Annotated in this window: 11 protein-coding genes and 1 pseudogene; 8 read left to right on the forward strand and 4 right to left on the reverse strand. The window is 68.8% G+C overall.

The window, feature by feature from the left end:
- Nucleotides 1-81: 81 nt before the first annotated feature.
- From AC6JA9_RS35615 to AC6JA9_RS35625, 3 genes and pseudogenes are all read left to right on the forward strand, one after another.
- The gene (locus AC6JA9_RS35615) at nt 82-828 is read left to right on the forward strand and encodes a hypothetical protein (protein ID WP_223747230.1); all 747 of its coding nucleotides are present in this window, start codon (nt 82-84) and stop codon (nt 826-828) included.
- 129 nt (nt 829-957) lie between these two features.
- Nucleotides 958-2,637, forward strand: coding sequence for a carboxylesterase family protein (locus tag AC6JA9_RS35620; protein ID WP_497958480.1), 1,680 nt, complete (start codon nt 958-960; stop codon nt 2,635-2,637).
- Between the two features lie 188 nt (nt 2,638-2,825).
- Nucleotides 2,826-2,951, forward strand: a pseudogene (locus tag AC6JA9_RS35625) (imm11 family protein); the annotation flags it as partial.
- Nucleotides 2,952-2,961: 10 nt separating this feature from the next.
- Here AC6JA9_RS35625 and AC6JA9_RS35630 read toward each other — a convergent pair.
- The 3 genes from AC6JA9_RS35630 to AC6JA9_RS35640 all read right to left on the reverse strand — a co-directional run bounded on the left by AC6JA9_RS35630 (nt 2,962) and on the right by AC6JA9_RS35640 (nt 5,132).
- Complete coding sequence (locus AC6JA9_RS35630; RefSeq protein WP_223781490.1) at nt 2,962-3,456, reverse strand: VOC family protein; 495 nt, start codon at nt 3,454-3,456, stop codon at nt 2,962-2,964.
- Nucleotides 3,457-3,471: 15 nt separating this feature from the next.
- Nucleotides 3,472-4,197 carry a sulfotransferase domain-containing protein gene (locus AC6JA9_RS35635; RefSeq protein ID WP_141327776.1) on the reverse strand — a complete coding sequence of 242 codons (726 nt, stop codon included), beginning with the start codon at nt 4,195-4,197 and terminating at the stop codon, nt 3,472-3,474.
- A 158-nt stretch (nt 4,198-4,355) separates the two neighbouring features.
- Nucleotides 4,356-5,132, reverse strand: a complete 777-nt coding sequence (locus AC6JA9_RS35640; RefSeq protein ID WP_497958481.1) for a helix-turn-helix domain-containing protein — start codon at nt 5,130-5,132, stop codon at nt 4,356-4,358.
- Between the two features lie 135 nt (nt 5,133-5,267).
- On the opposite strand from AC6JA9_RS35640, the gene AC6JA9_RS35645 reads away from it, so the two are divergent.
- The 3 genes from AC6JA9_RS35645 (at nt 5,268) to hflC (ending at nt 7,781) form a co-directional block, all read left to right on the forward strand.
- A complete protein-coding gene (locus AC6JA9_RS35645; protein WP_223747225.1) occupies nt 5,268-5,651 on the forward strand; it encodes a hypothetical protein in 384 nt (127 codons plus the stop codon).
- 127 nt (nt 5,652-5,778) lie between these two features.
- Complete coding sequence (gene hflK, locus AC6JA9_RS35650) at nt 5,779-6,846, forward strand: FtsH protease activity modulator HflK (protein WP_223747224.1); 1,068 nt, start codon at nt 5,779-5,781, stop codon at nt 6,844-6,846.
- Nucleotides 6,843-7,781 (forward strand): protease modulator HflC, encoded by a 939-nt coding sequence (hflC, locus tag AC6JA9_RS35655; protein ID WP_141327784.1) that lies wholly within the window; start codon nt 6,843-6,845, stop codon nt 7,779-7,781. The genes hflK and hflC overlap by 4 nt, the downstream gene beginning before the upstream one ends.
- Nucleotides 7,782-7,871: 90 nt before the next feature.
- Here the strand turns inward: hflC and AC6JA9_RS35660 are convergent, their stop codons facing one another.
- Nucleotides 7,872-11,270 (reverse strand): hypothetical protein, encoded by a 3,399-nt coding sequence (locus tag AC6JA9_RS35660; protein WP_497958482.1) that lies wholly within the window; start codon nt 11,268-11,270, stop codon nt 7,872-7,874.
- A gap of 244 nt (nt 11,271-11,514) precedes the next feature.
- Between AC6JA9_RS35660 and AC6JA9_RS35665 the strand changes: the two genes are divergently transcribed.
- Both AC6JA9_RS35665 and AC6JA9_RS35670 read left to right on the forward strand, forming a co-directional pair.
- Nucleotides 11,515-13,728, forward strand: a complete 2,214-nt coding sequence (locus AC6JA9_RS35665) for an RCC1 domain-containing protein (protein ID WP_497958483.1) — start codon at nt 11,515-11,517, stop codon at nt 13,726-13,728.
- Nucleotides 13,729-13,845: 117 nt separating this feature from the next.
- A complete protein-coding gene (locus AC6JA9_RS35670; RefSeq protein ID WP_223781484.1) occupies nt 13,846-14,130 on the forward strand; it encodes a hypothetical protein in 285 nt (94 codons plus the stop codon).
- Nucleotides 14,131-14,136: the final 6 nt, after the last annotated feature.

Raw genomic sequence — 14,136 nt, forward strand, 5'->3', positions numbered from 1 at the left:
CATTTCCAGACCGGGATTTTCGGGCGGCGGCAGGCCGGAGACGCCGCTCGCCAGGTCCCTCGATACCAGGAGATGGAAGGTATGCGATTCATCGGATTGTGCGTGTCCGCCATGCTGCTCGCGGCTTGCGGCAATGAGGACAGCGTCAAGGTCGGACTGAGCACCCGGGTGGGTGCGGCGCGTGGCGCCCAGGCCGTCGGCAAGAGCGCTCAGCAAGAGGAGCCCGCCGCCGGCATCACGCTGGACCGGGTGCGCCTGTCCGTCCGCGAGCTGGAGCTGGAGTACGAGGGCGATGATCGCGACGATGACCGGGACGACGACGACGATGACCAGCTGCGCCCGCGCGATGACGACGAGCAGCGGCTGGGGCCCGTCCTCATCGACCTGTCCGCGGAGGACCTGAATGGCCGCATCGTCCCCGTGGGCAACCTGCGGGTGACGCCCGGCATCTTCGATGAAATCGAGTTCGACATCGGCAAGGTCACCGTCGCCCAGGCGGGCCAGGACGCGCCCCTGCGGGAGCTCGCCGAGCTCGGCGCCTCGGTCATCATCGATGGCCACATCGACGGGCAGCCCTTCAGCTTCGTCTCCAGCGTCCGCCTGGAGCAGGAGCGCGAGGCGCGCTTCGAGGTGAAGGAGGGCCAGGAGCCCAACATCACGCTCAACATCGACCCGACCGGCTGGTTCGTCGATGGCAACGGACAGCGGCTGGACCCGCGCGACGCGTCCGCCCGCTCCACCATCGAGAACAACCTGCGCCGCTCCATCGACGCCTTCGACGACGACGACCTGGACGGTGACGAGGACGACGACCACGACGACGACTGAAGCCCGGGAATGAAGTCGGGTTGCAACGGCAACCCCATCCCAGGAACATCAGAAAATGATTAATCTGGACTTCACTGTTTAATCTGGATTGTCCTTGGCCTCCTCACCATCCTGAATGAGGAGGCCTTCGTGATTCGTTCGCGGCTTCGTGAAGCATGGCTGTGTGGTTTCGCCTCGCTGGGCATGCTGGTCGGCTGTGGTGCACAACAGGAGGGGGACGGCGTCGAACAATCCCTCTCCACGGTGACGTCGCCGCTGGTGGGGCAGAAGCTGGTCATCGACCCCGCCAACGTCCAACCCGACGGCGTCCGTCCGACGCTGGGCGTCTATCAGAACCTGTATGACGAGCAGGCCCTGATAGGGGACCCGCGCGCGGGCTCGACGTTCAAGCCCGCGACAACCTGGGGCAACGTCGTCTACAACGAGAACCAGTACCCCATGGGTTTCGTCATCGACCTGGGGCAGCTGTACGACGTGACGGAGGTCGGCGTGTTCGACACGTATGACTCCGGCACCGTCTTCTTCAGCGTCGGGGCGCCGGGGGCCTGGTCCACGCCCCTCTCCCTCACCACCAACGGGTGGGAGCAGTGGAAGTGGCTGACGGTGGGCCAGCGCACGCGTTACCTCCACTTCGCGCGCAGCATGTACGGCGCGTCGAACGAAATCGTCGTCTACGGCACCCCGGCGGGCACGACGGCCAACGTGCCGCCCACCGCCTCCGCGGGCCTGGACCAGACGCTCATCCTGCCCACGTCGTCGGCGCAGCTGACGGGCACGGCGAGCGACCCGGACGGGACGGTGGTGTCACGGCAGTGGACACAGGTCTCCGGTCCCAACACCGCGACGCTGACGGGCGCCACCACGCTGTCCGCCACGGCCTCCGGCCTGGTGATGGGGCTCTACGAGTTCGAGCTGAGCGTGACGGATGACCAGGGCGCCTCGGCGAGCTCCCGCACGAAGGTCCGGGTGGAGCCCGCCCTGAACGGACGCGGGACCACCGTGGAGATCTACAAGGACACCACGAGGGTGTTCCAGGGCAACTACGGTCACGTCGTGTACCTGCCGCCGGGCTACGACGCGGGCACGAACTGGCCCATCGTCATCTTCCTGCACGGCGCGGGTGAGCGGGGAGACGGCGGGCCGACCCAGCTCGGCCGGGTCCGCAACATGGGGCTCCAGTCGTACATCGACAGGAACGGGAAGGACTATCCCTTCATCCTCGTGTCGCCCCAGACGAGCACCTCCAACTTCTGGAACGACCAGGAGGCGCTCGACAGCCTGGACCCCTTCATCGAGCGAATGCTGTCGACGTACAAGGTGGACAGGAAGCGCGTGTACCTGACGGGCCTGAGCATGGGCGGCGCGGGCACATTCTCGTATGCGTCCACCTTCCCCGCGAAGCTGGCGGCCGCGATTCCGGTCTGCAACGGCGGCTACGGCTCCTCCGTCGCCCGCGCGCAGGCCATGGTGAACGCCAACCTGCCGGTCTGGGGTTCGCACGCCATCAACGACCCCGCCTCGTACACGGGCACGCGGGACTGGTTCACGCGACTGGGACAGGCCATGGGCGCCACGGGGACGGTCATGGACACGTACACGTACCCCAGCCGCGCGCAGACGGCGTTCTTCCGTCAGGGCCCGGCGCGGTGGGAGTGGGTCGACGGACAGACGGCGCAGGATGCCAGCGGCAATGCTCCCGCGAAGCCGGTGCTCTTCACCCTCTTCCATGATGGCGGCCACTCCATCTGGGACCGCGTCTACCAGGAGCCGAAGGTGCTGAGCTGGATGCTCGCGCAGCAGCGTCCGTGAGGCGGAGCGCGAAGTGGACCCGTCACTCCCGGGTAACGGGTCCTTCTCGCGCCGGAGGGCCGCGCGCATCCTGCGCCGGCCTTCCACCTTCCCTCCTCGGGCAAGCCCTGCTGAACGCGTCGTTCCTAATGGATGGGATTCTTCGTCTCCGCGTCCGGCACGCGCGCGTACCGCGTCGTCCTGCTGGCCGGGGCGTCGCGGGCATGCGAATCGACCCCACGAGAGTGGGCGACGCCAAGGTGTTCCGGACATGGGGATGGACCATCGCGCTCATCGTGTCCGAGGACATCAAAGAGGCGCTCGAGCGCGCACGCGTCGGAAAGCTCATCCCAGCTGATGGACGGCCTCCAGCTTGTGCCCATCCGGGTCCGTCACGAAGCCCGCGTAATACGTGTCGCTGTAGTGAGGACGCAGGCCAGGAGCCCCCTGGTCCTTGCCCCCGTGCTTCAAGCACGCGGCGTGGAAGGCGTCGACGGCCTCCCGGCTCGGCGCATTGAAGGCCAGATGGAAGCCGTCACCGGGCGGCGTGGCCTCCGGCCGCAGGAACAGCGCCAGCGTGTCCCCCTCTCCCTCCGGGCCGTAACCCGCCGAGCGCTCCGAGCTCCACACCCGCGTGTAGCCCAGCGGCGCCAGCGCTGCGTCGTAGAACGCGATGGCGCGCGCGATGTCCCGCACGCCGAAGGAGAGATGACCGAGGAGAAGCCCCGCCCGCGCCACGCTCTTCTGGAGCGCGCGCGCGAGCACGGCCTTCTCCTCGACGCTCAGGCCCGAGTCGTTGATGGCGGCCAGGACCTCTTCACCACGAGCCGATAGCTTCATGCGAGGGGCACCTCCTCAGGACTCCAGCGGATAGCCGTAGCGCTTCAGGGGCTCCGCGAGGAGCTCGTTGACGTAGCCGTGCCACTCCTTCGGGATGATCTGCCGCCACTTGCCCACCGAGCCATCACCCGTGACGTGCAGCCCGTTGATGCCGTCGATGGTGTAGGCCTGCCACTTCTCGTCGATCCACCCCGCCCCGCCCTCCTGCCGGCAGACCACGGCGACGCGCTCCGAGCGCGCCTTGTTCGCCTCCAACGAGTAGCTCGAGCGGGCCCGCTCCTTCTGCTCGTCCGTGAGCTTCATCCCGAAGAACCGCTCGATCTGCCCGAACAGGTAATCGAAGTTGCCGAAGAAGTCCTCGTACCGCAGCCAGAGCACGTTCTTCCGGTCACCCCACGTCTCGCTGACGCGGTACAAATCGCTGAACGAGGAGTTGTCCTCCGCGTGCTCCTTCACCAGGAAGTCGATGCTCGCCTTGGTGACAGGCAGGTTGGCGCGCTTGAAGTAGGTACAGAGGATGTCTCGGAAGTCCCGCACCGTGACCACCACGCGGTCCTCCGGCCGGAACTGGGGACACTTGTGGGTCTTCTTCACGTTGCCCAGGATGGAGTTGAGCACCTGCCAGACGAACGTGGAGCCGCTGCCCGGGAAGCCGAACTGGATGATGAGCGGTTCGGCCCGCGCATCCCCGTGGGGGTCCACTTCCTTCTCGAAGTCTGAGTAGGACTTCACGCTGTCCATGACAGTACCTCCCGATTGCACGAGCAGGGTTTGGCGACAACCCTATGCCATTGCCTGGAGAGGACAGAAGCCCAATCCCTCACGCGAGAGCACCCAACTGGAAGAATGCCGCCAGGACAGAAGGCAGACCTCGCAACCCCTCACGCCCACCCCGAACCTCAGCGGGGGTAGAACTGCTCGATGGTGACCTCCTCCGCCAGGGCATGCAGCGGGGCCCCGAAGGTCGTCACGGTCGTGAACCAGTGCGTGGCGACGCCATCGACCACGAACGTCAGCGGAACCAGGACGCCCGCGGAGCGGCCAGGCATCCTCGCGGGGAGCTCTCGCGCGTCCGGGTACGTGAGCACTCGCGCCAGCACGTTCGCGACCTCGGACCCGGGCCCTCGCAGACGTGCGTTCTCCTTCAACCGCGCGAGCAGGTAACCCGCGATGTCCTGCCAGTTCCCAATCGCGGAGCGGACCCGCCCGGGCGCGAAGACCAGGTCCATCAGGTTGGTGCGCCCCAGCGCGTCGCGCCCCAGCCCCATCATCGCCAGCGCCCCCGCGTTCGCATCCAGCACCGTCGACGCCGCGTCCAGCGCCAGCGCCGGATGCGGCTCGTGCGCGCCGAGAATCAGCGCCGCCGCCTGCCTCAGCTCGCGCATCTCCTCACTGTTCCAATCACTCTCACCGAACTGGGGCGCATACCCCGCCGCGACCAGCAGCGCGTTGCGCTCACGCAAGCCCAGGCCCAAGGCCTCCGCCAATCGCAGGACCATGTCCTGACTGGGCTCCGTCCGGCCCGACTCGATGAAGGCCAGATGCCGGGGCGACACCTCCGCGTCGAACGACAGCGCCAGCTGGCTCTTGCCCCGCGACGCGCGCCAGTCCTTGAGCAACGCCCCCAGCTCGCTCCGGGGCTTCGGGACACCCTTGCGCGGACGCCGGGTCGACACCTCGACCTCCCGGAGCGCGGTCCGCTTCATCGCGCGCCCACACGCGAGGCGGCCACACACTTCCCTCCCAGGTCATTGCGGGGCAGTCGAGGCAACACCGAGTCTTCGAGGCATCCCATCACCCGAGGATTCCCCATGAACGACCGCCTCGTCTATCGCCTGGATGCCTTCGCCGCCTTCAGCATGGGCGTCACCTTGCTGTTCGTCGCCACCCCGCTCACCACGCTCGCGGGATGGACGCTGCCGCCGTCCTTCCTCTTCGGCCTGGGCGTGTTCCTGGTGCCATGGGCCGGCATCAACGTCTGGGCCTCCACCCAATCGCCCGTCGCCACGAGCATGCTCCTGGTGCACCTGCTGGTGGACGGCACCTGGGTCCTGGGGAGCGTGGCCCTCATGCTCGTCCACTCCGCCACCTTGTCGACCCTGGGCTTCGTGATGCTCGCGAGCCAGGCCGTGAGCGTGCTCGGCGTCTTCTCCCTCAAGCTCGCCCCCTCCCTGCGCCTTCGCCTCGCGCGGTGAGCCGGACGACCGGCCCCGAGTGCTCGCCATCTCACGAGGGCCACCAGGGAACCAGGTGGCCCCTTGTTTCACTCGGCGACCGGGTTCCCGCTTGCATCTGGATGTTATGTAGTCCAAAGACTGAAGGATGGCATGGGACCCCCGCGTATTGAAGCCCGAGCCGAATGGCCGGGATCCTGGTGATGTGCTGGATGAGCTGCGCAGGCAGCTCAAACGAGGCTTGGGCCGCCGGCTGCTCTTCGGTGGCGTCGGTCTGGCCCTGCTGGTGGGCCTGTTCACCAGCTACGCGCAGGTAGAGCCCGACGAGGTCGGCGTCATCCTGCGGCTCGGGCGTTTCGTGGACACGGTGGAGCCGGGTCCGCACTTCCGGCTGCCGTACGGCATCGACCGCATCGTCAAGGTGCCGGTGCAGCGCCAGCTCAAGGCGGAGTTCGGCTTCCGCACCGAGTCCGTGGGCGCGCGCAACACGTCCTACGCCGCCAGCGGCTCCGACATGAAGCGCGAGTCCCTGATGCTCACCGGCGACCTCAACGTCGCCGTGGTCGAGTGGATCGTCCAGTACAAGATCAAGGACCCGTACAAGTACCTCTTCAAGGTGAAGAACGTGGAGGGGATGCTGCGAGACATCTCCGAGGCGTCGATGCGCGCCGTCGTGGGTGACCACTCCGTCAACGAGGTCCTCACCACCGGCCGCCAGACGGTGGCCACCCAGTCCAAGCTGCTCCTCCAGGACCTGGCGGACCGCTACGAGACGGGCGTGGACATCCAGCAGGTGGTCCTCCAGGACGTCAACCCGCCCGACCCCGTGAAGCCATCCTTCAACGAGGTCAACCAGGCCATCCAGGAGAAGGAGCGCGCCATCAACGAGGCCTTCGCCGAGCTCAACCGCGCCATCCCGCGCGCCAAGGGCGAGGCCGAGGAGGCGCTGCGCTCCGCGGAGGGCTACGCCATCGAGCGCGTCAACCGCGCCAAGGGCGAGGCCGAGCGCTTCACCCGCGTCTACGAGGAGTACCGCAAGGCGCCCGAGGTCACCCGCCGCCGCATGTACCTGGAGACCGTGAGCCAGGTGCTCACCAGCACCGGCCAGAAGGTCGTCATGGACGAGAACCTCAAGGGCCTCACGCCCATGTTGCGCATGGACGGCCCGGACTCCGCGGCCGCCGGCGCGGCGCACACGACGGAGGCCCAGCGATGAGCCGCGTGGCAACGATTGTCCTCGGCGTCGCGGTGCTCGCCATCGTGCTGGGCTTCTCCAGCACGTACACCCTGAGCGAGCACGAGCAGGCCGTCATCACCCGCTTCGGCCAGCCCCGCGGCCAGTCCATCACCGAGCCGGGCCTGCACTTCAAGCAGCCCTTCGTCGACACGGTGAACCGCTTCGACAAGCGCTGGCTCGACTGGCGCGGCGACCCGAACCAGATTCCCACCAAGGACAAGAAGTACATCTGGGTGGACACCTTCGGCCGCTGGCGCATCGTCGACCCGCTGCGCTTCTTCCAGCGCCTGCGCGACGAGCGCAACGCGCAGTCCCGGCTGGACGACATCATCGACGGCGAGACACGCAACACCATCGCGTCCTTCGCGTTGATTGAGGCGGTGCGCTCCACCAACCGCCCGTTCGAGGACGACGAGTACACCACCGAGGAGGAGCGCGGCGAGTCGCTGGAGCAGGTGGCCCAGGGCCGCGACAAGCTCACCCGGCAGATCCGCCTGCGCGCGGCCGAAATCGTGAAGGAGTTCGGCGTGGAGCTGGTCGACGTGCAGATTCGTCGCATCAACTACGTCGACGAGGTCCAGGTGAAGGTCTTCGAGCGCATGATTTCCGAGCGGCGGCGCACCGCGGAGCGCTCACGCTCGGAGGGCATGGGCCGCGCCGCGGAGATTCGCGGTCAGCGCGAGCGCGACCTGAAGGAGATCCGCTCCGAGGCCTACCGCAAGGCGCAGGAAATCACCGGCAAGGCCGACGCCGAGGCGACGCGCATCTACGCCGACGCCTTCGGTCGCGACGCGGAGTTCTACCAGTTCATGCGCACCCTGGAGGCCTACCCCCAGGTGATGGACCGCTCCACCTCGCTCTTCCTCGGGAGCGACTCGGAGTTCTATCGCTACCTGCGCAGCTCCAAGAAGTAGCCGGACCCACTTCGCGAAAACACTCGGGCCGGACTCCATGCACGTGACATGGAGCCCGGCCCGTTCATTTCCGGTGACGACGTCCGCGCGTCAGTGCACGCGGCCCGGGGGCAGGTTCGAGCGCGGCGGGAAGCCCGGCACCGCGTCCTGCTTCGGCGCCGACGAGCCACTCAGCGAGCGAGGCGCGAGCAGCCCCTCCCCCACCGAGCCCAGGCTCGGCGCCAGTGCCTGCGGAGCGCCGCACACCAGCGTCTCCAAATCGTCATCCCGTCGTCCCAGGTCGTTGAAGACGCGCGGCGTGCCCGTGAGCGGGTCCGGCACGGGCTGCGCGCTGACGAGGAAGGGCGACAGGAACGAGGGTGCTCCCGCGGAGCGCGGGAAGACGTGGAGGAACGGCGTCTGCGTCTCACCCGCGTGGCAGCCATTGCAGGTGTTGAGCGAGAAGCGATGCCGGACCTCCGGGTCCGCGCCGGGGACGGACCACGTCAGGCCGAAGGGCGTCAGCGCCGAGCCGGCGACGAAGGCCTGTCCCTGGTACAGCGAGGGCACCTCGTGCGTGCCGGCCAGGATGGCCACGGCGTTCTCCTGCACGAAGCTCGCGAGCCGGGGCGAGTTGTTGAGGCTCAGCTCCGGCGTGAGGGCCACGGGGGAAGGGACGAGCCCGTTCGGACCGAAGTGGAACTCGCGCAGCTCCCACAGCGGGTTCAGCGCGTTCTCGTTGGTGCGCACCTGGTGGATGGCGCTGCCCATGAAGCGGCCCTGCGCGACGAAGGGCTCGGTGAAGCGGTCGGTGAGGGCCTGGAGCTTCGCGTTGTAGAGAGGGCTGCCGAGCGGCAGCGAGCCCAGCTCGTGCCAGTCCCGCGCCCAGCGCTGGATGTCCTCCGGGCCGTCGCCGGGCAGCATGTACTCGAGGATGACGGTGAAGGGCAGGTCGAGCCCCGCGGGCGTGGTGACACCGAAGACGAAGCGCCCCTCACCCGAGTGCGTGCCCTCGCTGCGCAGGTCGATGCGGTTGACGATGGCGAGCAGCCGGAAGGGCGCGGTGTTGAAGTCGAGCGGCGCGGACGGGCCGCCGCTGCGCGTCTCCCAGGGCGTGAGCACGTCGGGGAGGATGCTCGGACGTCCGGCGACGGGCAGGCCCGCGATGACCTGGTTCGTCTCCCATGTCTTGAGCCAGGTGCGAATCATCTCGGACGGATTCTGGCCGCCGTTCATGCGCCGCATCAGCGTGCCGAACGTCCAGGCGCCGCCGTTGACGGTCCGCACCGGGTCCTCCACCACGGGCAGCGCCGTGATGAGCAGCTCGTTCTCCGGCGACACCTGACACACGCCGGGCGCGCAGGCCGTGCTGGACTCGCAGCCGTTGAGGGGGCTGCCATCGCAGTCGAAGGTGCCCACCGCGCAGGCGAGGCCGCAGGTGCCCGCGCCGCAGACCCCGCTGGCGGAAGGCGCGCCGGCGCACACGGTGCCGCACGCGCCGCAGTTCGCCGCGTCCTCCATCACCGAGGTCTCACAGCCGTTGACCGGGTCACCGTCGCAGTCGCGGAAACCCGCGAAGCAGGTCTCCTCGACGGCCACGCACGGCGACAGGTTGCCCGCCATGTCCCGGAGGCGAAGGGACATCGGGACGCCGACCTGGCTCGCGACCAGGGGCACCAGCGCGCTGCCGCCGCTGTCCACCGCGACATCGGTGCTCGTCGGGTTGGCGCAGTCATTCCCCCAGAAGAGGAAGAGGCGCGAGCGGGGCTCGGCCTGGACGCGCATGCCGGCGACGATGGAGCCCTGGGACAGGGGCACCAGCCCCGTCGTGAAGGTCGGCGCGGCCGGCGCGACGGAGTCATGCGTGTACGCCACGGACGTGCAGCCCGACAGGTTCCCCGCGGCGTCCACGGCGCGCACGGAGAAGGTCGTCACCGTGTTCGCGAACACCGCCCGGTTGGTGCTGAAGACGCCGGTGGTGGCGTGCGCCGTGGCGGTGGTCGGCACGGACCCCGAGCAGTTGGCGCTCCGGAAGACGAGCACGACCGCGCCGGCCTCGGTGCGGCCCTCGAGCTGCGGGTTCAGCTCGGAGCCCGTGTCGCTGGGGACGAAGGCGAGCTGGAAGGGGGTGACGGGCGCGACGTTGTCGTGCGTGTAGCTGACGGGAGCCGAGCACGCGGAGACATTGCCGACCAGGTCCTCGGCCTTCGCGGAGAACGTGGTGGTGGTGTTGGTCGCCACGGTGAGCGCGCGGGAGAAGGCGCCCGAGCCCGTGGCCGTGAGCGTCGCGATGGGCGAGCCCGCGCAGGTGCCGCCGGAGAAGAGGCGCACGGTGGCGTTCCCCTCGGTGACGCCGTTGAGGGTGATGGCCGTCTGGTTGCCGGGCGACGGCGGGGTGAAGGCGGAGAACGAGGGGACGATGGGCGGCGTGGTGTCGCGCTCGCAGCCGAGAAACTCCACGCGCGCGAGGGCGACGGTCTCCACGCCGGCGCGTGGGTCATTGTCATCCGTGATGTCGAGCTTGAAGCGGTTGAAGGCCCTGGGGAGGCTGAGCGGGTACTCGCGCCGCTCCGCGCTCGCCCAGTTGAACTCGTCCACGCGCCTGTCGACGACCACCCAGGCGGTGCCGTTCCAGGCCTGGAGGGTCCAGCTCTTCGGAGCGCGGGTGGCTGCCTCGCCGTTGGGGAACTTGAGGGCGTAGCGGGTGAGCATGCGCGAGGCGCCAGGCCACTCGTAGGAGAGCCAGGAGGGCGTCGCCTTGGAGGAGAGCCACATGGACGCGGAGGTGTCGACGTTGTCGAAGGCCTTCCACGGCTCATTGCCCGCCTGGAGGAAGCCGGAGCCCGTGACGGTGCCCGAGGGCGCGGTGGCGCTCGTCATGGCGGGCACCTGGTTGACGATGGTGGCACAGGCGCAGTTGTAGAAGGACAGCCGGCCGATGGAGAGGACATCCACGCCCGTGCCGGCGGTGTTGTCCTCGGTCACCATCAGACGGTACTTGCTGTAGGCGCCGGGGGTGGTGATGGAGAACTCACGCTCCTCGGCGCCGCCCCAGTTCGTCTGCTGCGTGCGGGTGTCCAGCGTGTTCCACGCGCTGCCGGACCACCCCTGGAGCGTCCAGTCGCGCGGCGCGCGGTTGTTGAGTGAGCCATTGGAGAACTTGATGGCGTAGTGGGAGAGCGTGCGCGCGCCGTCGAAGAACTCGTAGGTGAGCCAGGCGGTGGATTGGCCGCTCGCGGTGAGCCACATGGTGCTGTCGCTGCCGTCGACCGCGTGCCAGGCGGGGTTGGACGCGTTGAACTCGCTGGAGGCGATGACGAGGCCGCTGACGGGGTTGTCGCGGGCCGACATCACGGGGATGAGGCTGCCGCCGCAGGTGAGCCCTTGCGAGACGGTGCCGAGCGGCTCGGGAGTGGAGTCGATGGGCGGGGCGTCCTGACACCCGGGCACGAAGGCCAGGGTGAGGGCGCTCGCCAGGAAGAGGACGTTGAGGGACATCGGGCGACGCATGCACACGCTCCTCGCTACGGGCCGCCGGAGGACACCGGTGGCGCTGGAGGAGCGTTTCGTACCGGGCGCTGACGAACGCGATGCGAGGGATGTGGCGAAACCGCCCGGGCCCGTGACGAACGCGCCGCCCTGAGGGGCGAAGTCTTCACGGCGGAAGCACGACCACGCCTCTTTCGGATTATCCCATTAAATAAGAAATCCCAGCCCTCGTCTCGACGCCGCTTCAATCTCACACGAGGGTCGAATGTCACATCCGTCGTCGTCACGGTTGCGCGGTGTATTGGGTATCACGCTGGGACTCCTGCTGTCCGTGGGCTGTGGTCAGCAGGAGGCGGGCGTCGACCATCCGGCTGAAGGCAGACATGAGGCCGCCATCTCCCGCACGCGGCCCCGGGTCAAGCTCGCCGCGAATCGCCGCCACTCGCTCGCCATCCGCTCGGATGGAACGGTGTGGGCCGCCGGGCAGAACCTCCGAGGCCAGCTCGGCCAGCCCGGCACGGCCAGCACCGCCACGCCGGTGCAGGTCCCCGGCCTGACGTCCATCACCTCCGTGGCCACGGGCGACTACCACTCCGTGGCGCTCCGCTCGGGCGGCACCGTCTGGACCTGGGGCGATGGCTCCCATGGACAGCTGGGCACCCCTGACTTTCCCTACGGCCCCGTCGGCTTTCGCCCCACGCCCGTCCAGGTCCCGAACCTGACAGGCGTCGTGGCGGTGGCCGCCGGAGACATGCACACCCTCGCGGTGAAGGGCGATGGCACGGTGTGGGCCTGGGGCTACAACGGTGAAGGCCAGCTCGGCGACGGAGGAGTCGACAGCACCCGCTACGCCCCCGCGCCCGTCCCCGGGCTGACGAACGTCGTCGCCGTGTTCGCCCGGTACATGACCTCCTGTGCCATCCGCTCGGACAGCACGCTCTGGTGCTGGGGGAGCAACCAGTTCGGGATGATGGGCATCGGCAGCACCCAGGGCAACAGCATGGTCCCCGTGCAGGTGCCCGGCCTGACGAACGTCGTGGCCGTGAGCATCGGCCCCAGGCACACGCTGGCCGCGAAGTCGGACGGCACCGTGTGGAGCTGGGGGATGCAGGACCCGACGACCTATACGTTCCACCTCTCCCCCGTCCAGGTGGCCGGGCTCACGGGTGTCACCGACGTCTCGGCGGGCCTCGACACCTCCTTCGCCCTCAAGTCCAACGGCACGGTGTGGAGCTGGGGCGAGAACACCCAGGGCCAGCTCGGAGACGGCACCAAGCAGCGCCGCGCCACCCCGGTCCAGGTGTCGGGGCTGACGGGCGTCTCGGTGGTCGCCGGAGGCGAGACGCATGCCCTGGCGCTGCGCAGCGATGGCACCCTCTGGACCTGGGGAACCAGCCATGAGGGCGAGCGCGGTGACGGCGCCGTCACCTTGTATCCGCTCCCCGGACTCATCCCGCTCACCGAGCCCGCCCTCGCCGTCGCGGCCGGCGCCGCGCACTCCCTGCTGCTGAGCGCCCAGGGCACCGTCTGGTCCTGGGGCTCCAATGAGGCGGGGCAGCTGGGCGATGGGACCACCTCGCGCCGCGTCCTCCCAGCGCCTGTCGCGGGACTCCAGAACGTCATCGCCATCGCGGCGGCGGGCCGGACGTCCCTGGCCCTGCGCGACGACAACACGGTCTGGGCCTGGGGCGGCGGCACGCTGACGCCCACGCAGGTGCCGGGACTCCAGAACATCATCGCCATCTCGACCAGCGCCACCCACCGCCTCGCCCTGCGCGACGACTCGACAATCTTTGCCTGGGGCGACAACACCCACGGCGCCCTGGGGGATGGAACGCTCGTCTCCCGGACCACGCCCGTCCAGGTCTCCAACCTGAGCGACGTGATGAAGGTCGTCGCGGGACCTCACACGTCCTACGCCATCCGCTACGACGGGTCCGCCTGGGCCTGGGGACGCAATGATTATGGCCAGCTCGCCGACACCACGACCACCCAGCGGCTCACGCCCGTCCTGATTCCGGGGCTGAGCAATGTCCTCGCCATCGGCGGCGGCACCCACCACGGCATGGCGCTGCTGGCGGATGGGAGCGGGATGAGCTGGGGCCATGGCGCCTCCCGTGCCGGCATGGGACTCGGCAGCCCCAGCAACTACAGCCCGCGTCCCATGGTCATCCCGGGGATGCTCGAGGTGGTCACCAGCGAGGACGCGTCCGCGGCCATCACCCTCACCGGCGAGCTGTGGACGGGCGGAAACACGCCCTGGGGTCAGGCCGGCAACGGCGCCTGGAGTGGCGGCGCGGCCCCCGTCCAGGTGTCCGGCATCACCAGCGGCGTGACGTCTCTCGCGGTGGGCGGCGAGCACATGCTGGTCGTCCAGCCGGATGGCACCGTCTGGTCCTGGGGCAGCAACTCCGACGGGCAGCTCGGCCGAGGCCAGCCGCTCGACGCCCTCATCCCCATCCCGTCCTTGCTGGACTGACGACGCGCCTCTTGCAACCGGATGACCGCAGGGTTGCGGGGGCAAGAATTCATGGAATAGCCTGCAAAAGCCAGCAATCCCCCCGCTGGCCCCCACAGAGCACTCCAGGAGTCTCCCATGCGAATCACCTCGTCGCTCATCGCGGCCGTCGCCGCCCTGACGCTCTCCATCACCGGCTGTGGTGGTGGCGCGCCGAGCGAGCCCGAGCAGGCGCCCGAGGCCATCTCCAGCGAGGCGCCTTCTTCCGAGGGTGAAGTCTCGGCGATGGCCATCTGCCCGCAGAAGTGGACGTGCAACTCCACGAGCAACTACTACGGCACGCTGGAGACCTGCACCGCCGCGTGTGGCACCAACATCTGTTATCGCGACTTCGACTGCCGGGGCGCCTGCTTCTGTCCCTGAGTCGTC

The organism is Myxococcus sp. MH1 (assembly GCF_059738865.1).

Excerpts from the sequence above, each read along its gene's own strand:
- hflC (WP_141327784.1), top strand. The coding sequence starts at position 6,843 with ATGAGCCGCGTGGCAACGATTGTCCTCGGCGTCGCGGTGCTCGCCATC.
- hflK (WP_223747224.1), top strand. The coding sequence starts at position 5,779 with ATGGCATGGGACCCCCGCGTATTGAAGCCCGAGCCGAATGGCCGGGAT.
- AC6JA9_RS35635 (WP_141327776.1), bottom strand. The coding sequence starts at position 4,197 with ATGGACAGCGTGAAGTCCTACTCAGACTTCGAGAAGGAAGTGGACCCC.
- AC6JA9_RS35645 (WP_223747225.1), top strand. The coding sequence starts at position 5,268 with ATGAACGACCGCCTCGTCTATCGCCTGGATGCCTTCGCCGCCTTCAGC.
- AC6JA9_RS35660 (WP_497958482.1), bottom strand. The coding sequence starts at position 11,270 with ATGCGTCGCCCGATGTCCCTCAACGTCCTCTTCCTGGCGAGCGCCCTC.
- AC6JA9_RS35670 (WP_223781484.1), top strand. The coding sequence starts at position 13,846 with ATGCGAATCACCTCGTCGCTCATCGCGGCCGTCGCCGCCCTGACGCTC.
- AC6JA9_RS35665 (WP_497958483.1), top strand. The coding sequence starts at position 11,515 with ATGTCACATCCGTCGTCGTCACGGTTGCGCGGTGTATTGGGTATCACG.
- AC6JA9_RS35615 (WP_223747230.1), top strand. The coding sequence starts at position 82 with ATGCGATTCATCGGATTGTGCGTGTCCGCCATGCTGCTCGCGGCTTGC.
- AC6JA9_RS35630 (WP_223781490.1), bottom strand. The coding sequence starts at position 3,456 with ATGAAGCTATCGGCTCGTGGTGAAGAGGTCCTGGCCGCCATCAACGAC.